At 64.2% G+C, this 19,092-nt stretch carries 15 protein-coding genes; 8 read left to right on the forward strand and 7 right to left on the reverse strand.

Going from position 1 to position 19,092, the window contains the following annotated elements:
• Positions 1 to 199: 199 nt before the first annotated feature.
• The 3 genes from HNS03_RS08590 to HNS03_RS08600 all read right to left on the reverse strand — a co-directional run bounded on the left by HNS03_RS08590 (position 200) and on the right by HNS03_RS08600 (position 4,161).
• The gene (locus tag HNS03_RS08590) at positions 200 to 1,381 is read right to left on the reverse strand and encodes a Rieske 2Fe-2S domain-containing protein (protein WP_367194539.1); all 1,182 of its coding nucleotides are present in this window, start codon (positions 1,379 to 1,381) and stop codon (positions 200 to 202) included.
• A gap of 129 nt (positions 1,382 to 1,510) precedes the next feature.
• Positions 1,511 to 2,503: a 2Fe-2S iron-sulfur cluster-binding protein gene (locus HNS03_RS08595; protein WP_367194540.1), complete on the reverse strand. Its 993-nt coding sequence runs from the start codon at positions 2,501 to 2,503 to the stop codon at positions 1,511 to 1,513.
• Positions 2,500 to 4,161: a thiamine pyrophosphate-binding protein gene (locus HNS03_RS08600; RefSeq protein ID WP_367194542.1), complete on the reverse strand. Its 1,662-nt coding sequence runs from the start codon at positions 4,159 to 4,161 to the stop codon at positions 2,500 to 2,502. The genes HNS03_RS08595 and HNS03_RS08600 overlap by 4 nt, the downstream gene beginning before the upstream one ends.
• A 134-nt stretch (positions 4,162 to 4,295) precedes the next feature.
• Between HNS03_RS08600 and HNS03_RS08605 the strand changes: the two genes are divergently transcribed.
• The 7 genes from HNS03_RS08605 to HNS03_RS08635 all read left to right on the forward strand — a co-directional run bounded on the left by HNS03_RS08605 (position 4,296) and on the right by HNS03_RS08635 (position 11,832).
• Positions 4,296 to 4,892 (forward strand): MarR family winged helix-turn-helix transcriptional regulator, encoded by a 597-nt coding sequence (locus tag HNS03_RS08605; protein WP_367194543.1) that lies wholly within the window; start codon positions 4,296 to 4,298, stop codon positions 4,890 to 4,892.
• 32 nt (positions 4,893 to 4,924) lie between these two features.
• Positions 4,925 to 6,463 (forward strand): ABC transporter substrate-binding protein, encoded by a 1,539-nt coding sequence (locus HNS03_RS08610; RefSeq protein WP_367194545.1) that lies wholly within the window; start codon positions 4,925 to 4,927, stop codon positions 6,461 to 6,463.
• Positions 6,464 to 6,561: 98 nt separating this feature from the next.
• A complete protein-coding gene (locus tag HNS03_RS08615; protein ID WP_367194546.1) occupies positions 6,562 to 7,479 on the forward strand; it encodes an ABC transporter permease in 918 nt (305 codons plus the stop codon).
• A gap of 78 nt (positions 7,480 to 7,557) precedes the next feature.
• Entirely contained in the window at positions 7,558 to 8,412 is an 855-nt protein-coding gene (locus tag HNS03_RS08620; RefSeq protein ID WP_367194547.1) for an ABC transporter permease, read from the forward strand.
• Positions 8,409 to 9,419, forward strand: a complete 1,011-nt coding sequence (locus HNS03_RS08625) for an ABC transporter ATP-binding protein (protein WP_367194549.1) — start codon at positions 8,409 to 8,411, stop codon at positions 9,417 to 9,419. Before HNS03_RS08620 ends, HNS03_RS08625 begins: the two co-directional genes overlap by 4 nt.
• Positions 9,416 to 10,402, forward strand: coding sequence for an oligopeptide/dipeptide ABC transporter ATP-binding protein (locus HNS03_RS08630; RefSeq protein WP_367194550.1), 987 nt, complete (start codon positions 9,416 to 9,418; stop codon positions 10,400 to 10,402). Before HNS03_RS08625 ends, HNS03_RS08630 begins: the two co-directional genes overlap by 4 nt.
• A gap of 656 nt (positions 10,403 to 11,058) precedes the next feature.
• Positions 11,059 to 11,832, forward strand: coding sequence for a ferredoxin--NADP reductase (locus tag HNS03_RS08635; RefSeq protein ID WP_367194552.1), 774 nt, complete (start codon positions 11,059 to 11,061; stop codon positions 11,830 to 11,832).
• A 154-nt stretch (positions 11,833 to 11,986) separates the two neighbouring features.
• Here the strand turns inward: HNS03_RS08635 and HNS03_RS08640 are convergent, their stop codons facing one another.
• From HNS03_RS08640 to HNS03_RS08655, 4 genes are all read right to left on the reverse strand, one after another.
• Positions 11,987 to 13,465: a PAS domain S-box protein gene (locus HNS03_RS08640; protein ID WP_367194554.1), complete on the reverse strand. Its 1,479-nt coding sequence runs from the start codon at positions 13,463 to 13,465 to the stop codon at positions 11,987 to 11,989.
• A 101-nt stretch (positions 13,466 to 13,566) separates the two neighbouring features.
• The gene (locus HNS03_RS08645) at positions 13,567 to 13,947 is read right to left on the reverse strand and encodes a DUF1850 domain-containing protein (RefSeq protein ID WP_367194555.1); all 381 of its coding nucleotides are present in this window, start codon (positions 13,945 to 13,947) and stop codon (positions 13,567 to 13,569) included.
• Between the two features lie 34 nt (positions 13,948 to 13,981).
• Positions 13,982 to 16,093: a TRAP transporter permease gene (locus HNS03_RS08650; RefSeq protein WP_367194557.1), complete on the reverse strand. Its 2,112-nt coding sequence runs from the start codon at positions 16,091 to 16,093 to the stop codon at positions 13,982 to 13,984.
• A 101-nt stretch (positions 16,094 to 16,194) separates the two neighbouring features.
• Positions 16,195 to 17,154, reverse strand: coding sequence for a TAXI family TRAP transporter solute-binding subunit (locus HNS03_RS08655; RefSeq protein WP_367194559.1), 960 nt, complete (start codon positions 17,152 to 17,154; stop codon positions 16,195 to 16,197).
• Between the two features lie 238 nt (positions 17,155 to 17,392).
• Here HNS03_RS08655 and HNS03_RS08660 point away from each other — a divergent pair, with 238 nt between their 5' ends.
• Positions 17,393 to 19,087, forward strand: coding sequence for a thiamine pyrophosphate-binding protein (locus HNS03_RS08660; protein WP_367194561.1), 1,695 nt, complete (start codon positions 17,393 to 17,395; stop codon positions 19,085 to 19,087).
• Positions 19,088 to 19,092 lie beyond the last annotated feature (5 nt).

Below are 19,092 nucleotides of genomic sequence, written 5' to 3' on the forward strand. Positions count from 1 at the left end.
TTGGATTCGACCGGTTCCGCGGACTGGTGAAGCCGAAACGAGAGACGGAACGGGCCTACGGGAGACGGAACGGGCCTACCCGTCCGCCTCCTTGGTCCATTGGCGCCTCACAAAGGGATCCAGACAGAGCCTTGGGCGAAGACACCGACGCGCCTAAGGCTCTGCGCTGTTTTTGTCGTGCCGGGTTTTGCCGGGTGCTTTATGCGGTTTCCAGCTCTTCGATGAAGTTGCCGGCCGGCGAGTGGATCAGCTCCTTGCCCGGCTCGAACGCCACCCCGGCCGGGTCGCCGCCTTCCGCCACGATCTTCACCTGACGCAGGAAGAACCGACGCAGCATGGAAATGCCCTGGTCGGAGAGCGCCAGGTGCTCGTGATTGTGCCAGGTGATGTCGCCTTGGCTTTTCTGGGCCTCGTAGTCGCCCGGAAAGGCCTGATGCTCATCGTCGCCCAGCTCCTCCCAAAGCTTGCCGTTCATCCGCGAGCGGATCTTCTGAAGGTCGCCCTTCTGTTTGGTCCGGCCGACCGTGTAAATGCGGAATGTGGTGTCGTCCATTGGCAGCACCCAGCCGATCAGAGTGCAGGGACCGGCAGGATCAAGGCGCGGGCTCGGCACCACGCGCAGGGTCGGAATCATGGCTTCGGTGACACGGCGCAGGCGCTTGCCCTCGCCGAGATTGCGATAGCTGGTTACGCGGACGCCGAGATCGAAATTCTCGAAATCGACCTTCGGCATCTCCTTCATGGCTTCGACGAACTGGGTGCCGGAGAAGGTGCCGTGCAGCACCGGGACGTGGAAGGGATCGACCACGTTTTCGTAGTGCTGGAACCAGTTGAAATCGGCAATGACCGGCCCGCCGGACCCGATCGAGCGATCGTCGGTGTCGAGGATCTCGTCGTTGCCGATATTCTCCAAAAGATCGTAGCGCGGCAGCAGCGGCTTGCGGTCGATCGGACCCATATAAGCCCAGATCAGCCCGTAGCGCTCCTCCACCGGATACCAGGGCTGTTTCACCTTGTCCCGATTGGAGCCCATGTTGGGTTCGCACGGCTGTTCCAGGCAATTGCCTTCCACGTCGAACAACCAGCCATGGTAGCAGCAGCGGATGCCGCGATCTTCGACCTTGCCGTAGTAGAGCGAGCTGCCCCGGTGGGCGCAGCGCGGATGCACGAGACCCGCCCGGCCGTTGCCGTCGCGAAACAGAATCAATTCCTCGCCGAGTGCCTTCACGACCTTCGGCGTTGCCGTGGCATCTTCGGCAAGTCCGACCGGGTGCCAGAACCGGCGCAAATATTCGCCCATCGGCGTCCCACGCCGGACTTCCGTGAGCTCTACGAGATGGCTCGGCTCTTTGAGGTCGTAAGCGGTTTTGATCGCGGCCATGCTGCTTCCTCCAAGTTGTTTTCGGACGTGTTTGCACATCGACCCGGTCGCGGCCTCGACCGTTAGGGTTCGACGTCGGTCGTCGGATGGGCGGCGACGGTCGTCGGGCGCCCAGATCCTGTGGTGCTCCTACAAATCCAGCACGAGTTCAGGCGACTTGGAGCGCGAGCAGCACACCATCATGGTGGCGTTGGAGCTGCGCTCCTCTTCGGTCAGGATCGCGTCGCGATGGTCCGGGACGCCTTCCAGCACCTTGGTCTCGCAAGTCCCGCAGATCCCGACGCAGCAGGAGGACTCCACCTCCACTCCGGCATCGAGCAGCGCATCCAAAATCGTTTGGTCCGCCGCAACGGACAACGTTTCGCCGGAGCGGGCGAGGGTGACGAGAAAGCCGCCATCGCCGACCAGCGGCCGCGCGGCAGTGAAGCGTTCGATGTGGACCCGCTCCTCGGGAAGGCCTGCCGTCGCCTCGCAGAAAGCGTCCAGCATGGCGGTCGGGCCGCAGCAGTAGAAGTCGGTCCCCTCCGGCGCGTCGGCGACGATTTCTGCGAGGTCCGGCGGACTGCCCGCCTCGTCGTCGAAGCGCAGGCGGACGGGGTCGCCGTAAGCGGCAAGCTCCTCCAGGAAGGCGGCCGCCGTTCGGTTGCGCGCGCAGTAGGCGAGCTGCCAGGTGCGTCCGCTTTGCGAAAGGGCATCCGCCATCGCCAGGATCGGCGTAATGCCGATGCCGCCGGCGATCAGCGTTACCGGCCTATCCCCGTCCGCAAGGGCGAACGCGTTGCGTGGCTTGGAGATTTGCACGATGTCGCCCGGCCGCAGGACCTCGTGGACGTGGCGCGAGCCGCCACGACCGGCTTTCTCCTTGAGAATCCCGGTCACGTAACGCGCGGGGCAACTGCCGAGCGTCAGCGAATATTGCCGTACGCGCCGTTCCGGCAGGTGCAGATCAATATGGGCGCCGGGCGTCGGGGGTGGGAAGGACTGCCCGTTCGCAGGCACCAACTCGATCCGCAGGATGTCGTCTGTCTCGGCGATCATCGCCCGCACTCGGGCCGGCATCAGGCCGTCGTCGACGGTCTCGGCCGGGCGTTCGAGCACGTCGGTGTCGCCATGCCCGCTCATTCGGCCGGCTCCGGCTGGGTGGTGTGGTCCAGTGCCGGCTCGGCGAATGCGCCGGTCCCGATCACGGCGGGCCAGGGGCTCGCCATCTCGCCGACGGGCACTTCGACCAGGAGCGGTACTCCGTCGGCGGAGGCGATCGCCGTTGCCAATCCGTCCGGCGTCTCCACACGCCGATGGTCGACGCCGAAGGCGTGGGCAAGCGCGGCGTAGTCGGGATTGTCGAGCTCGGTGGCGTAGGTTTCGCCGAACACCCGCGACTGGATGCGGTGGACGTTGCCGTAGCGGCCGTCGGCAAAGACGATTGCCACCACGCCAAGGCCGAACCGCTTGGCGGTGCTGAGCTCCTGCAGCGTATAGGCAAAACCGCCGTCGCCGGAGACGGACACGACCCTTCGGCCATTCGCCCCGGCGGCCGCTCCAAGCGCGGTGGCGAAACCGGCACCGAGCGTGCCCTGATAGCCGGCGCTTAGAAGCTGATCCGGTCGGTTTACGGGGAAGCTGACGTTCGCGAGATAGCCGACCTGCGTCAGGTCGGTGACCAGGATGCCATCCTCGGGGAGCGCCGCCCGCAGGGCGTCGAGCCATGCCGTTTGCGGTTGGATTTTTGCCATCCGGTCGGCAAGGAGCTGTCGGGCTGTCGCGGTGAAGGTGGAGGCGCCGTGGTCGCCGCGGCGCTGGCCGAGACTGTCGACAAGGGCCTTAAGCGTCGCCACCGCATCGGCGGTGACGATCTCGTCGGCCGGGCGGGGCGGGCGCAGATGCGCCGGCTCCAGATTGACGTGGCAGACGAAGGCACCCTCGGCTGTCGGGCGTGGGGTGCCCGGTGTTGACAGGAAGCGCGTACCGACCGCGAGCACCGCATCCGCAAGCGGCAGCACCGAGGCAAGGGCGGCCGGGGGCAGGGCAAGAGGATGGGAATCGGCGAGCGCGCCGCGCCCACCGTCCGACATCACGACGATCGCGTCCAGCCGTTCGGCGAGGCGCTGAAGTGCGGCAGGCCCCCCAGCCGCCGTCGCTCCGCGCCCCGCTAGAATCACCGGAAGGCGGGCGGACAGCAGCCGAGCGGCAATGCGCGCGGTCTGGGCCGGATCCGGCGCTACCCGCGTAACCGGCCGGGAAGGTCGGCCGAACTTTACGTCCGTGGTCGCTTGCAGGACGTCCGGCGGGACTTCCAGACAAACGGGCCGGGGAATCCCGGATCGCAGCTCGTGAAAGGCTTCTGCTATGGCCGCCGGAATCTCTTCCGGGCTTCGAACCAGACGATGCCATTTTGTAACCGCGCCGAGCACGTTCGACTGGTCGACGATCTCGTGCAGACGGCCCTGTTCCAGGCCGATCGAGGCAGAATCGATCTGTCCCACGATGCACAGCACCGGCGAACAGGTCGCATATGCCGTGGCAAGCCCCGACATGGCGTTCAGCAGGCCGGGACCGGGCACCACCATGCACACCCCGACCTTTCCGGTGGCCCGGGCATAGCCGTCGGCCATGTAGGACGCCGCCTGCTCGTGGCTCGGCACGATGAAGCGGATTGCATCGCGCCGTTCGCGCAGCGCCTCGACCGCCCAGTCGAGCTGGACGCCGGGCACGCCGAAGACGGTGGTGACGGCCTCCGCGGCCAAAGCCTCGACTAGGAGCTGTCCGCCTGTTCGGGTCATATCGCTCGCCGCTCGGGTTGATCGGTCGGGTTTCGCGTCGTTTCCGACGGCATACAATTAACATGTTATATTTTTATATTGCAATTGCAATAACGTCAGATTAGAGTCCGTCAAGTGTCAAGAAGGGAGATGACATGGGGTCGTCGCCGAGGCGTCGGGACGCGATATCGCCGGTCGGGGCAGGGTGCGAAGAAGACCCGCTGGCCGCGGAGCGTAGCTCGAATCTGACGGCGCGCGACGACGTCGTGGACTACATGTCGGACGACGTTCGGATTGCCGACTTCCTGTCGGTCCGGATCAGCCGTCTGGCGCGCTCGGTCGACCGCATGTCACGCAAGATCCTGGCGGAGGAGTTCGATATCTCGCTCGTCCAGTGGCGCTGTCTCGGGCTTCTGTGCGAGCGGGGTCCGATGACCGGCCAGGTCATCAGCGAGATCAACGATAACGACAATTCCCAGACCAGCCGGGCGCTGCGCGGGCTTCACGAGCGCGGCCTGGTGGGCTGGCAAGGCGGGTCGAACCGGCGCGCGGCCGGCGCGGCCCATGCCACTGAGGAGGGCTTCGTTTTCTTCGACAAGGTCGCTCGACGGATGCGGGCCAGGCATCGCTGGCTTCTGAATGCCGTCGAACCGGACGAATGGGCCACGGTCTACGACCTGCTCGATCGCCTGAAGACCTATGTCGATGCGGGTTGGGAAGAAGCGGCAAAGCCGCAGGACAAAGAGCCGTAAAGGCCAAATGCCGAGGACAGGGAGGATTATCGGTGAACAAGAGATACAGGGCGCTGCTCGTCTCGGTGGCGCTGGCATTCAGCGTGCAGCACGCCGCCGCGCAGAAGTCGGACGATACGCTGCGCATGGCGTTCGAGTTTCCGATCTCGACCGTCGATTGGTACCAGGACACCAAGCCTGAGATCGAGATGGTGGCGGAGGCGGTCTTTGACGGCCTGATCGCCTACAATGAAGGCACCAACGAGTATGAGCCGCTGCTGGCGGAGAGCTGGGAGCGCATCGATCCGACCACGCTGCGCTTTCATCTGCGCGATGATGTGAAGTGGCATGACGGCGAGCCGTTCAACGCCGACGATGTGGTCTACACGATCAACTGGCTGGTCGATCCGGAAACCCGGATCCGCTTCAAGTCGAACTGGAGCTGGATCGACGAGGCTCGCAAGGTCGACGACGAGACCGTCGACATCGTGGCGAAGCAGCCGACGCCCTACGACATGATGCGGCTGGCCTACGGCACGCAGATCCTGCCCGAACACGTGCATGGCCCGCTCGCCGACAAGATGGCATTCCGGGACAATATCGTCGGTACCGGCATGTATAAGGTGGTCGACGTCGATACCGACAGCGGCATCGAGCTGGTCAAGAACCCGGACTATCACCATGGCGGCCCCGCCAAGCCGGCAAGCAACATCGAGCGGATGAAAATCGTCTCGATGCCCGACGCCGGCGCCCGCACGGCGGCGCTTTTAGCCGACCAGATCGATCTTCTGCGCAACACCACCTACGAAGAGGCGGTGGCCCTGTCGGCCGACCCGCGCTTCGAAATGGATGTTCTTCAGAGCGCCGCCTACATGTATCTGGCCTTGGATGCGCTTGGCAAAAGCGGCAGCGAGGAGCTCAAGGACCCGAAGGTTCGGCGCGCGATCATGGAGGCCGTCGATCGCTCCGCCCTGCAGGGCGCGCGCACCGGTGGACAGCCCGAGCCGCGTTCGCCGAATGCCTTGTGCTGGGATTTCCAGGCTGGCTGCGCTTATAGCCAGCCCTTGCCGCCCTACGATCCGGAGCATGCCAAAGAGCTTCTGGCGGAGGCCGGCTATCCCGACGGTTTCGACATCGTGGTCTACACTTTCGGCAGCACGCGGGACTACGGCGAGATCGTTGCGGGCTATCTGAACGAGATCGGCATTCGCGCCACGGTGCAGCCGATGACCTTCGCCACCTTCCGCAAGCTGCAGACCGATGGCGAACTCGGCGTGTTCGTCGGCGCGTGGAATGCCGGTGTCGGGCCGGACGTCGGGCCGTCGATGGCACAGTTTTTCTCCGGCGATATCCGCGACTACTATCACGATCCGCGCCTGATCGAACTCGCGGACAAGGTACAGAAGACCACCGACGAGGAGCAGCGGGCCGAGATGGTGCGCGAGATTCTCGATACGGCCGTGGAGAAGAGCTACATCATTCCGCTCTCCGGCATTCCGATCCCCACCATCCACGATGCGGATGTGTCGATCGCGGGCAGCAGAAACACGCCCTACGCGTTCCATCTCGGCGACCTGAACTGGAAGCCGTGATCCGTCCCGGCGAGGGCGACCGCTAACACCGGTCGTCCCCCGCTGGTTCCGATGCTGGACCGTGCTCCAGTCCTGCAGATTGACGTTCTGGACGGATGATGTCGCGCTATCTGATCCGACGCTTGTTCTTGTCGCTCCTGGTGGCGATTACCGTTTCGATCATCGGGTTCGCCTTGTTGCGTCTGTCCGGCGATCTTGCCCGCGAGCTTGCCGGAGACAATGCCACGGCTGAGGATGTGGCGCGGACCGCGGTACTCTACGGCCTCGATAAACCGTTGGTGCTGCAATATTTCGACTGGGTCGCCGGGGTGTTCCACGGCGATCTCGGGCGTTCGCTGTTCACCAATGAATCGGTCGCCACCCTGATTTCCGACCGCATCATGGTGACGGTCTATCTCTCCGTCGGCGCACTCTTGTTCGCGCTCGCGGTCGGCATTCCCCTTGGCGTGCTCTCGGCCGCTAAGCCCAACTCCTTGGTCGATCGAGCCTCGCTGACCCTTGCGGTGTTCGGCCAGGCGATCCCGAACTTCTGGTTCGGACTGATCTTGATCGTCGTGTTCGGGGTCTGGTTGCGCTGGCTGCCGATCTCCGGTTCCGAGACCCCGGTCCACTTCATCCTGCCGATCGTCACGCTCGGCCTGTCGGTGATGCCGCAGTTCACCAGGCTGACCCGTAGTGGCATGCTGGAAGCGCTCAACGCCAACTTCATCCGTGCCGCGCGCAGCAAGGGGCTGTCACGCCGCAAAATCCTGTTTCGCCATGCGCTACCGAACGCCTTGTTGCCGATCGTATCGCTGGCGGCGGTCACCTTCGGTTTTCTGCTCGGCGGGTCGGTGATCGTGGAGGCCGTGTTCTCTCTGAACGGGATCGGATATCTCGCCTACACCTCGATCCTGCGCCAGGATTTCCCGGTGGTGCAGTCAATCGTGGTGATGATCTCGCTGGTTTATATCGTGCTGACACTGCTTGCCGACCTCATCAACGCGCGCATCGATCCGCGCATTCGATTGGTGTGAGGTCTTATGCGCTCGGTCCCGACCACCAGCTCCCCGATCGAAGCCGCGACGGTCCGTCGCCCCGCCGAATTGGCGCCGATGAGCCCGCGCCAACTTTATCTCTACCGAGCCCGACGTCATCTCGGCCTGCAGATCGGCGGTGCGGTTGTACTGATTATCGTCTTGATGGCGATTTTCGCGCCGCTGATCGCGCCCTATGACCCGATCAAGCAGGACCTGCTCGCCAAGTTGCGGCCGCCGGTTTGGGTCGGCGGAGGCTGGGATCACATTCTGGGTACGGACATCTATGGCAGGGATTTCCTCTCCCGCCTGATCTACGGCGCGCGCGTGTCGGTGATGATCGGTTTCTTCGCCGCATTCGTTTCGGCAGTGGTTGGCTCCGCGATCGGTATCCTTGGCGGCTATTTCGGCGGCCGGGTCGATGCCGCAGTGATGTACCTCATCAACGTGAAGCTCTCCATGCCGGGCATCTTGGTCGCTTTGGCGCTGGTGTCGCTGACCGGCGGCTCGATTCTTGCATTGGTGCTGATCCTCGCGCTGCTGTTCTGGGACCGCTACGCGATCGTCTGCCGAACGGTCACCCAGCAATTGAAAGGCCAGGAGTTCGTCCAGGCGGCCGTCGCGACCGGGGCATCCCACGCGCGCATTCTGGTCTCGGAGCTTCTGCCGAACCTGTTCAGCCATATCATCGTGATGATGAGCATGGAGATGGCGCTCGCGATCGTGGTCGAGGCGGCGCTGTCCTTTCTCGGCTTGGGCGTGCAGCCGCCGACGCCGTCCTGGGGACTGATGATTGCGGAAGGACGGCAGTTCCTGTTCTTCAAGCCGTCGCTGATCGTCCTGCCGGGTCTCGCGATCTTCGTGCTCGTCATTGCCATCAACCTGTTCGGGGACGGCATCCGCGATGTGACCGCAACGGAGGGCAAGGCATGAGCGCGCCGGCCCCGGTTCTCGACCTGCGGAATCTGAATGTCCGTCTCAATCTGCCGAATGGCCGTCTGCACGTGGTGGACGGCCTCGATCTGCAGGTCGCGCGCGGCGAAACCCTGTGCCTTGTGGGCGAAAGCGGGTGCGGCAAGTCGATGGTCGCACTGTCCTTGATGCGCCTGTTGCCTAAGGTGGCGCGCTGGACCGCCGACCGGTTCGTGCTGGAAGGGCGGGAGGTCGGCGGTCTCAGCGAACGGGCATTCTCTGAACTCGCCGGAGATCGGATCTCGATGATCTTCCAGGATCCGATGACCGCCTTCAATCCGGTGCTGACCTTTCGCGAGCAGCTTTCGGAAGTGTTTTTTCGCCATCGCAAAGGAAATCGGCGGGCGGCGGACGAGAAGGCGTTGTTCCTGCTCGACAGGCTCGGGGTTCCGGCCGCGCGCGATCGCCTGGACCAGTACCCGCATCAGCTTTCCGGCGGTCTTCGTCAGCGTATGATGATCGCGATGGCGCTGATGTGCGATCCAGCGCTTGTGGTCGCCGACGAGCCGACCACGGCGCTCGACGTCACGATCCAGGCGCAGACCTTGCGACTGCTCGCCAATCTGCAGCGGGAGCTGGATCTCGGTCTGATCCTGGTGACCCACGATCTGGGGCTGGTCTCTCGCATCGCAGACCGGGTGGCGGTCATGTATGCCGGTCAGATCGTCGAGGTTGGCGCTCGGACGGCCGTGTTCGAGCGGCCTTGCCATCCCTACACGAAAGGCCTGATCGACTGCGTGCCGGTGCCGGGCCGGTTTCGCCGGGGCGATCGGCTGGGCACCATCGAGGGCAGCGTTCCGACCATGGTCGGGGGGCTTACCGGCTGCCGGTTCGCAAGCCGTTGCCCCCAAGCCGCCGACGTCTGCGTTGCCGCGCGTCCGCCGGAGCATCGTGATGGCTCCCATCATTGGCGCTGCGTGAACGACGAGGTGTCGTCAAAGGCACCGGCATCGCGGGTGTTGTCATGACGGATCGAACGGTTCCCCTGATTGAACTGCGCGATGTGAGCAAGAGCTTTGCGTTGCGCAGCGGCAGCCTGTTCGAAGCGCCGCGGCAGCTCCACGCCGTGAGCAACCTTTCGCTTTCGATCGAGCGCGGAAGCATCACGGCGATCGTCGGCGAATCCGGATGCGGTAAGAGCACCCTTGCCAAGATCCTGCTCGGGCTCACGGACCCGAGCTCCGGGTCGATTCTTGTCGAGGGCGAACCGATCGAGCGCACCGACCGGCGCGCTTATGCCGCGCGGGTTCAGCCGGTGTTTCAGGATCCGATCTCCTCGCTCAATCCGAAGAAGACGGTGGAGCAGATCGTCCGTTTTCCGCTGGACGCCCACGGCATTGGCACGGGACGCTCGCGCACGGAGCGGGTGCGCGAAGTCCTCAAGTTGGTCGATCTTCCGGACCGTGTGCTGCATGCTTATCCTAGCCAGTTGTCCGGCGGCCAATGCCAGCGGGTGGCGATCGCCCGTGCGCTGGCGGTGGGCCCGGAGCTGATCGTCTGCGACGAGCCGACCTCTGCGCTCGACGTGTCGGTGCAGGCCAACATCCTCAATCTGATTCTGGATCTGTGGGAACGGACCGGCGTCGCCTTCGTCCTGATCAGCCATGACATGGCGGTGGTGGAGATCATGGCCGAACGCACAGCGGTGATGTATCTCGGCCGCGTGGTGGAGACCGGTCCGACCGAGCGGATCTTCAAGAGCCCGCTGCATCCTTACACCCAAGGGCTTCTGTCGGCGGTGATGACGCCGGACCCGAACGCAGGGCTGCCGGAGCTTGCCGTCGACGGGCTGACGCCGGACCCGATTTCCCCGCCCTCCGGCTGCGCCTTTCATCCGCGCTGCCCGAAGGCCTTCGCGCCTTGCGACGTCGAGCGGCCGATCCTGGGCGAAACTCAGGGCCGGTCGGTCTCCTGCCATCTCCATGTGCGTGAGACCGAAGCGAGCGTCTAAAGCAAGTCCAGGAAAAGTGGGCACCGGTTTTCCGTCCGGACTTGCGGGGGTGACCAACCAAGTCCAGGAAAAGTGGGCACCGGTTTTCCGTCCGGACTTGCGGGGGTGACCAACCAAGTCCAGGAAAAGTGGGCACCGGTTTTCCGTCCGGACTTGCGGGGGTGACCAACCAAGTCCAGGAAAAGTGGGCACCGGTTTTCCGTCCGGACTTGCGGGGGTGACCAACCAAGTCCAGGAAAAGTGGGCACCGGTTTTCCGTCCGAACTTGCGGAGTTTCGGTGCGGGACGGATCGGCTCGGGTGGCGACCAGCCCGGCCGGATGCGTCATGTCCGGGGGGCGTCAACCGGTCGCGGGGAGCGGCACACGCGTCAGCCGCTCGCGCCACGCATACCTGATGCGCAGCCTCTTTCGAGCAAGGAGGCAAGATCTTACCTCTTTTGCCGAAAATTGGAGCATCGCTTGCCTTTTCGGGGTGGCGTTGTGTGCTCTAAAACGGCGGAAAATCGAGCGACATGGGTCCGCGCCCGGCATGGTCTGATGCTTGCCGGGGCAACGAAATTTCGTCTATTTCCGTGACCGCGCGGGGCATTTGGCCGTGCGCAATCCGCTTTTGTGAGCCGGCGGGCGTCGGAACGAACTTGAGAAGGAATGGTTGATGGCTGCGCTCAACGAAGAACACGTTCTTTCCGTCACGCATTGGACGGACAATCTGTTCTCCTTCACGACCACACGCAGTCCCACTTTCCGCTTCGACAACGGCCAGTTCACGATGATCGGCCTGAAGGTGGGAGGCAAGCCGCTGCTGCGCGCCTATTCCATGGCGAGCGCCAACTACGAAGAGACGCTGTCCTTCTTCTCCATCAAGGTGCCGGATGGCCCGCTGACCTCACGGCTCAAGGACATTTCGGTCGGCGATCCGATCCTGGTCGGCGAGAAGGCGACGGGCACGCTGGTTCAGCATGCGCTCCTGCCGGGGAAGACGCTCTATCTGTTCGGCACCGGTACGGGGCTTGCGCCGTTCCTGTCGGTGATCAAGGACCCGGAAGCCTACGACCGGTTCGAGAAGATCGTGCTGGTGCATGGCTGCCGCCAGGTGCGGGAGCTCGGCTATGGCGAGAAGATCGTCGAAGAGGTTTTGGAGAGCGAGTTGATGGGCGATCTCGCCCGCGAGAAGCTGCTCTACTATCCCACCGTGACGCGCGAGCCATTCCGCCATCGTGGCCGGATCACGGAACTGGTGGAAAACGGCAAGCTTGCCGAAGATCTCGGGCTGACCCAGCTTTCGCCGGAAAATGACCGGGTGATGCTGTGCGGCAGCCCCGGCATGCTGGCCGACTGCACCAAGATGCTGGAAGAGCGCGGCTTCAAGGAAGGCTCCAACTCCGAGCCGGGCGACTTCGTCATCGAAAAAGCCTTCGTCGAGCGGTAACCGTTCGCCGGCGAGCCGTCTCGCCTGGAGCCTTTTCCGCTTGGATGAAACCATCCGAGCGACAAGAAACGGCGCCGGATTCAATAGCGAAAGCAAGTCCCGACCGTGGCGCCGATCCGGCAAAGATGCCGATCGGCAGTCGCTTGGGGCCGGGTCAGGCGATCTGACGGGAGACGTCGCGGACCTGCTGGGTGGCGGTCTCCACCTGGTGGGTCGACTGGGCGATTGCCGACATGTTCTGGAGGATGGTGTCGACGCCGTGAGCGGCCGTCTGCATGTTCTCCGACATGTCTCGGGTCACGGCCGTCTGCTCCTCCACCGCCGAGGCGATGCTGGAGGAAATCGTGTTGATGTCGTTGATCCGCTCGCCGATCATCTTCAGAGCATCGACCGCATGTTGGGTTGCCGACTGAACCGACTGGATCTGGCTGCCGATTTCGTCGGTGGCCTTGGCCGTTTGGTTGGCGAGGTTTTTCACCTCCGCTGCCACGACCGAGAAGCCCTTGCCCGCATCGCCCGCTCGGGCGGCTTCGATGGTGGCGTTCAGCGCAAGCAGGTTGGTCTGGGAGGCGATGGAATTGATCAGGTCGACGATATCGCCGATGCGCTGGGCGGCATCGGAGAGCCCGGTCACGATTGCGTTGGTGCGTTCGCCCTCGGTGACGGCTTCCTCCGTGATCCGGAGCGCATGGGTCACCTGCTGGCTGATTTCGGCCACGGAGGCGGCCAGTTCTTCCGCGCCGGACGCTACGGCCTGAACGTTCGATGAGGTCTGGGCGGAGGCGCTCGCCGCGCTGGAGGCCTGGCGGCTGGTGTCGCTGATCTCCTCGGAGATGCGGCCGAGATCGGTGTCGATCTCTTTCTGGATCTGCTCCCGGCGCAGTCGATCCGTGACTTGCTCGGTTCGGTCGATGGCGAATTTGACCACGCTGATTGGCTTGCCGGTTTCATCCAGGATCGGATTGTAGGTGGCCTGGATGTAGACGATCCTGCCGCCCTTGCCGATCCGCTGATACTCGCCCGACTGATATTCGCCCTTGGCCAACGCTTCCCAGAACCGGCGATAGTCGGGGCTCTTGCGATAGTCGTCGCTCACGAACATCGAGTGGTGCCTGCCTCGGATCTCGTCCATTCTGTAGCCGAGCGTGGCGAGGAAGTTGTCGTTGGCATCGAGGATGGTGCCATCCAGGGTGAAATGGATCACCGCCTGCGACTTCGAGATCGCGTCGATCTGACCTTCGAAGCTTGCGGCGCGCCGCTTGTCCGCGGTGACGTCGGTGGCGAATTTGACGACCTTCACGACCTTGCCGCCATCGAACACCGGATTGTAGGTGGCGCGGATCCAGACCGTGCCGCCGGACTTGGTGACGCGCGGAAACTCCGCATCCTTGTAGTGCCCGGCCCTCAGGTCGGTCCAAAAGGTTGCGTAGGCCGCGCTTTCGCGCACGGCCGCAGGGACGAACATCTCATGATGGCCGCCGACGAGCTCGTCTCGGCTGTAGCCCATCAACTTCAGGAAATTCTCATTGGCCCGCAGGATCCGTCCCTCCGGCGTGAACTCGATTATCGCAAGCGAGCGGTCGAGGGCGGCAAGAACGCGTGCGGAGTCAGATTGAGGAAACAGACGAAGCATTGGGAACCGACCCGAGCTGAGAATGAACGCCGTATTTTTACGGATCCGGGCTTGCGCGGGCGTTGCGTCGGGTCATCCAATATCAGGCGATGGGCCGGGCGTTACTTGCGCTGCGAACAGGGCCTCACGCGGATCGGTTCATCCTTTTTGGCACCAACCACCTCGCAGTCGGTCCCCGGCCAAGGACCCGCGCAGATCGACCAGCCGCTGACGGTCGCGCCGGAGGCCGCGAGCACGAGCTGGGGCAGGGGCGGGAGGTCGGGTGTCCAGACCCACCAGTCGTCTTGCAGCGTCGCCCCGGGTCCCGGATCCATGCCGGCGCCGGAGCCCATCACTCGGGCCTCGGTCAGGTGCAGGCGACCGTCCTCGATCCGGTAGGTCTCCGCCCATCCGGTGCGCTCCACCGAATGAGTCCATGAGAGGGTGAAGACGCCGCTGGCGAGCATTACAGCCTTCGCGCCGATCATCAGGCAGGCGCTCATGACGTGCCTCGTTGCCGCTGTCCGCCGGGGTGTCTCATCCCGCTTCGGCCGTCACCGTCGTACGGTTGCGCCGCCAGATCATCAGGGCGGCGATCGCCGTCAGCGCAAGGCCGATCTCGTCTGTGAGAGGCAGCGCGGCAACCAGCGTGAAGGCCGCCGCAACGGATAGCAGGCGCTCCACCGGCTTGATCGGTGTTCCGAGCCAGCCGATGACGGCGGTGCCCCATAGCCCGATCGCCAGCACCGCCTTGAACACGATGAAGGCGACGGCAAGAGGATAGCCGATTTCGGCGGCAAGCGGGCCGCCATCTTGCAGCATGAGGGCGGGTGTGTAGACCGCCATGAATGGGATCACGAACCCGGCGGCCGCCACCTTGATCGCCTCGAAAGAGATCTTCAGGCCCGATTCCTTGGCAATCGGCGCTGCCGCGAAACAGGCGAGCGCCACAGGAGGCGTCAGGTCGGCGAGGATGCCGAAATAGAACACGAACATGTGGCTGACGATTAGCGGCACACCCAGTTCGTAGAGCGCGGGACCGGCGATCGACGAGGTGATGATGTAGTTCGGGATGGTGGGGATGCCCATGCCGAGCACGATGCAGGTGATCATCGTGAGCACGAGCGAGATGAACAGGTTCTTTTCGCCGACGCTGACAATGAACTGGCCGAACGTGGTGGCGACGCCGGTCAGCGTCATGGTGCCGATGATGACGCCCACCACCGCGCAGGCGATGCCGACCGGAAGCGCGGTCTTGGCGCCGTCGGCGAGGCTGTCGCGGCAGACGATCAGCGTGTCGCGGCCGCCTTTCACGAACAGGTTGACGCCGATCAGGACCAGAAGGGCGATCAGGATGACGTTGATGCCGAATTGCAGGAACGCGGCGGCGACCACCCCGAGCCCGATCCAGAAGCCGTATCGGATCAGTCCGGCCGGCAGGCCCAGCGCGATCGATCCGCCCAGGATCAGCATGATCGTCAGCGCGAGCCCGATTGTGCCCGCATAAAGCGGCGTGTAGCCGGAGAACAGGAGATAGACCAGCACGGCCAGCGGCAGGATCAGATACCAGCCTTCTTTGAGCGCGCCGCGGGCGGAAGGCAAGTCGGCCCGGTCCATGCCTTTAAGGCCGCGCTTGCCGGCCTCCAGGTGCACCATCCAGAAGGCGGAGCAGAAATAGAGCACGGCGGGGATCAGCGCGGCCTTGACCACCTCGTGGTAGGCGACGCCGAGGGTCTCGGCCATGATGAAGGCGACCGCGCCCATCACCGGCGGCATGATCTGGCCGCCCATGGAGCTGGTCGCCTCGACCCCGCCGGCGAAGGCGGCGCGATAGCCGAAACGCTTCATCAGCGGAATGGTGAACTGGCCGGTGGTCACTACATTGGCGACGCCGGAGCCGGAGATCGTGCCCATCAGCCCGGAGGAGACGACGGCGACCTTGGCCGCCCCACCGTGACGGTCGCCCACGAGGCCGAGCGAAACATCGGTGAACAGCCGGATCATGCCGGCCTTTTCAAGGAACACTCCGAACAGGATGAACAGGAAGATGTAGGTCGACGAAACGTAGACCGGGATGCCGTAGATGCCCTCCGTCCCGAACGACATGTGCTCGATCACCTGGGAGAAGGCATAGCCGCGGGTGACGAACGGGGAGGGCAGATGCTGGCCGAAGAAGCAATAGGCCAGGAACAGGCCGGCAATGATCGGAAGCGCCGGCCCCATCAAGGCCCAGGCGGCGGCGAACACGACGACAAGGGCGATGACGCCGATGACGATGTCGAAGTTGTTCGGATCGCCGGCGCGGATAATAAGCGGGGCGTATTCGACCCATTGATAGGCGGCGACGACGACGCTTGCGGCTGCAAGTCCCCAGAAGAGGACCTTTCCTGGCATCGCGAACCTGCGCGATAGAGCCAGCAGCGGAAAGCCCAGCAGTCCCAGAAAACCGACATGGACGGCGCGCACCACCTGGCTCGGGAGTTCGGTCAGATGGGCGGCGGTCGCGATCTGGAACAGGGAGAAGCAGACGGCAATCCAGAACAACAGCCGTCCTTCCCGACCGGCGGGGAAGCTCTCCGCCAACGGATCGTGAAGGCTGAGATCCGGGGCATCCTCCGGCATCTCGTGCCGGGCACTGTCATGCTGCATTCAGGCCTCCTGCAGCCTGACGAAACCGGGGTGAGACGGTGCGCGGACTTGGTCCATTCCCGCGAAAGCGGGCGAGCGGCCGAAGCCGCCCGCTGCTGCCGTTATTTCAGGACACCGGCTTCCTTGTAGTAGCGCTCCGCGCCCGGATGCAGCGGGATCGGCATGCCCTTGGTGGCGTTGTCAAGCTTGATCTGGGCAGCGGCCTTGTGGGCGGCCTCCAGCGTCGACAGGTTGTCGAACAGGAGCTTGGTCATCTCGTAGGCGGTGTCGTCGGAGACGCCTTCGCGGCTGACCAGGAAGTTGACCACCGCGGCCGTTTCCACCGCATTGGCTTGGCCATCATAGGTTTCCGCCGGGATCGTGGCGCTGATATAGGGTGGGCCGAGCTTCTCGATCACGCTGGCCGGAACGGACACCACCGTGATCGGCAGCGAGGCGGCGAGGTCGCGAATGGAGGCCACGCCGAGACCGGCGGACTGCAAAGTGGCGTCGAGCTGGCGGTTTTTGATCAGCTCCACCGATTCGCCGAACGGCAAATACTCCACCTTGCCGAGGTCGTCATAGCTCATACCGGCAGCGGCGAAGATCGCGCGGGCGTTCAGCTCCGTGCCGGATTTTGGCGCCCCGACCGACACGGCCTTGCCCTTCAGGTCTTCCAGCGAGGTGATGCCGCTGTCCTTCGACGCCACGATCTGAATGTAGTTGGGATAGATCGCCGCGATGCCGCGCAGCTTGTCGAGCTTCGACTTGAAACCGACTTCCGCGTCGCCTTCCCAGGCAAGCTTAACGGAATCGCCGAGCGAAAAGCCGAGCTCGCCGCGGCCCTGCTGCAGTAGGTTCAGGTTCTCCACCGACGCTTTGGTGGACTGCACCTGAACGCGGGCGTCCGGCATGTTGTCGGCGTAGACTTTGGAAATTGCGACGCCGAGCGGGTAGTAAACGCCCGACGTGCCGCCGGTGAGGATGTTGATGAACTCGTCGGCTTTGGCCGCGATGGGCGACAGCGAAAGCGCCATCGCGGCGGCGGCCGCAAGGCCGGTTTTCCAGTAAGAAGCGCGCATTGAAGGGATCCTCCGCTCGTCGGGTTGCTTTGTTTTTCACCGGCACCTGTTGCAATTACAGGGTGCCACGTGCCGACGTTACCTGTGGAGCTCTCAGAAGCAAAATCCTTTTGCCTGTCTTTACGATAGCTGCGCGATGCGGTCCGCCGAACCGTTGACTTTCCGGGCATTTACGATGGAGATCGCAACCCGTCGCCGTTCGCCGCGTTCGCTTCCTTTATCCTTATGAGACAAATCCATGACCGTGTCTGATAGCCAGCCCTCCGCCGACCGCACGGGCGGCCAAATCCTGGTCGATTGCCTTGCCGCCAATGGCGTCGAGCGCATCTTCTGCATTCCTGGCGAAAGCTATCTTGCCGTGCTGGACGCCTTTGTGGATGCGGACATACCGGTCACGGTCGGCCGCCAGGAGGGTGGGGTCGCGATGATGGCGGAAGCCTGGGGCAAGATGACCGGCCGCCCCGGCATCGCCTTCGTTACGCGTGGACCCGGTGCCACCAACGCGGCTGCCGGCGTGCACGTTGCCCAGCAGGATTCCACACCGATGGTCCTGTTCGTCGGTCAGATCGCCCGCGACATGCGCGGCCGCGACGCCTTTCAGGAGGTGGACTACCGCCAGATGTTCGGCGGGATTGCGAAATGGGTGGCGGAAATCGACAGCGCAGACCGCATTCCGGAGATGGTGGCGCGCGCCTTTTCCGTCGCCGTCGCCGGCCGTCCGGGTCCCGTCGTTCTGGCGCTTCCGGAAGACATGCTGGTGGAGGGTGCGGGGGTCGCGCCGGTGCCGGCCGCAGCCGTAGAAGATGCCGTTCCGTCCGCGGTTGCGATGGCGCGCTTCGAGGCGCTTCTGGCGGACGCCGAGCGACCGATCGCGATCGTTGGCGGGTCGCGCTGGAACGAGGCTGCCTGCGAGACCCTTGCCGATATCGCCAAGGCTTGGGATCTGCCGGTGGCGACCGCTTTCCGGGCCCAGCATCTCATCGATAATCTCGATCCACACTACGCCGGTGATGTCGGGATCGGCATCAACCCGGCGCTGAAGGCGCGGATCGAGGCGGCCGACCTGGTCGTGCTGCTCGGCGATCGTCTTTCGGAGATGGCATCCCAGAGCTACACGCTTCTTTCCGTACCGGTGCCGCACCAGCGCCTTGTGCACGTCCATCCGGGCGCGGAGGAAATCGGGCGCGTCTACCAACCGACGCTTGGGATCGCGGCCGCCCCCGGTGCCTTTTTGGAAGCCTGGTCGGATCTGCGGCGGCCGAACGCGCTCGCCTGGGCCGGCAGCGCCGAGGCTGCTCATGCCGATTATCTCGCCTGGTCGACACCGACCCAATCGCCCGGCGCGGTGGATATGGGTGAGCTGATGGCGGCGATCGAGGCCCGGCTTCCGGAGGATGCGATCGTGGTCAACGGTGCCGGCAACTTCGCCGCTTGGGTGCATCGCTTTCACCGATATCGTCGTTTCGGTGGCGAGCTTGCGCCGACGTCCGGCTCGATGGGGTATGGGCTGCCGGCTGCGGTGTCCGCCAAGCTGCGCCATCCCGAGCGCGTCGTGCTGTGCGTGGCCGGCGACGGCGACCTGCAGATGACGATGCAGGAGCTCGGCACGGCGATGCAGGAAAAGGCGGCGGTGGTGCTCGTCGTCGTCGACAACGGCCAATACGGCACTATCCGGATGCACCAGGAGCGCGAATATCCCGGCCGCATCTCCGCGACCGCTCTCACCAATCCCGACTTTGCCGTGCTGGGCGATGCCTATGGCGCGTTCACCGCGGTGGTGGAGCGCAGCGAGGAATTCGCGCCCGCCTTCGAGGATGCCCTGAAGGAGAACCGGCTGTCGCTGATCCACGTGAAGGTCGATCCGGAAGCGATAACCCCGGCCACCACCTTGAGCGCGATCCGCCAGGCGGCCTTTGCGCGGCAAGGCGGCTGACGTTT

Source organism: Amorphus sp. 3PC139-8, from assembly GCF_040750475.1.
Taxonomy (GTDB): Bacteria; Pseudomonadota; Alphaproteobacteria; order Rhizobiales; family Amorphaceae; genus Amorphus.

Coding starts and splice junctions, on each gene's coding strand:
- HNS03_RS08635 (WP_367194552.1), top strand. CDS start 11,059: ATGGCTGCGCTCAACGAAGAACACGTTCTTTCCGTCACGCATTGGACG.
- HNS03_RS08625 (WP_367194549.1), top strand. CDS start 8,409: ATGAGCGCGCCGGCCCCGGTTCTCGACCTGCGGAATCTGAATGTCCGT.
- HNS03_RS08655 (WP_367194559.1), bottom strand. CDS start 17,154: ATGCGCGCTTCTTACTGGAAAACCGGCCTTGCGGCCGCCGCCGCGATG.
- HNS03_RS08645 (WP_367194555.1), bottom strand. CDS start 13,947: ATGAGCGCCTGCCTGATGATCGGCGCGAAGGCTGTAATGCTCGCCAGC.
- HNS03_RS08605 (WP_367194543.1), top strand. CDS start 4,296: ATGGGGTCGTCGCCGAGGCGTCGGGACGCGATATCGCCGGTCGGGGCA.
- HNS03_RS08650 (WP_367194557.1), bottom strand. CDS start 16,093: ATGCAGCATGACAGTGCCCGGCACGAGATGCCGGAGGATGCCCCGGAT.
- HNS03_RS08620 (WP_367194547.1), top strand. CDS start 7,558: ATGAGCCCGCGCCAACTTTATCTCTACCGAGCCCGACGTCATCTCGGC.
- HNS03_RS08595 (WP_367194540.1), bottom strand. CDS start 2,503: ATGAGCGGGCATGGCGACACCGACGTGCTCGAACGCCCGGCCGAGACC.
- HNS03_RS08590 (WP_367194539.1), bottom strand. CDS start 1,381: ATGGCCGCGATCAAAACCGCTTACGACCTCAAAGAGCCGAGCCATCTC.
- HNS03_RS08640 (WP_367194554.1), bottom strand. CDS start 13,465: ATGCTTCGTCTGTTTCCTCAATCTGACTCCGCACGCGTTCTTGCCGCC.
- HNS03_RS08615 (WP_367194546.1), top strand. CDS start 6,562: ATGTCGCGCTATCTGATCCGACGCTTGTTCTTGTCGCTCCTGGTGGCG.
- HNS03_RS08630 (WP_367194550.1), top strand. CDS start 9,416: ATGACGGATCGAACGGTTCCCCTGATTGAACTGCGCGATGTGAGCAAG.
- HNS03_RS08600 (WP_367194542.1), bottom strand. CDS start 4,161: ATGACCCGAACAGGCGGACAGCTCCTAGTCGAGGCTTTGGCCGCGGAG.
- HNS03_RS08660 (WP_367194561.1), top strand. CDS start 17,393: ATGACCGTGTCTGATAGCCAGCCCTCCGCCGACCGCACGGGCGGCCAA.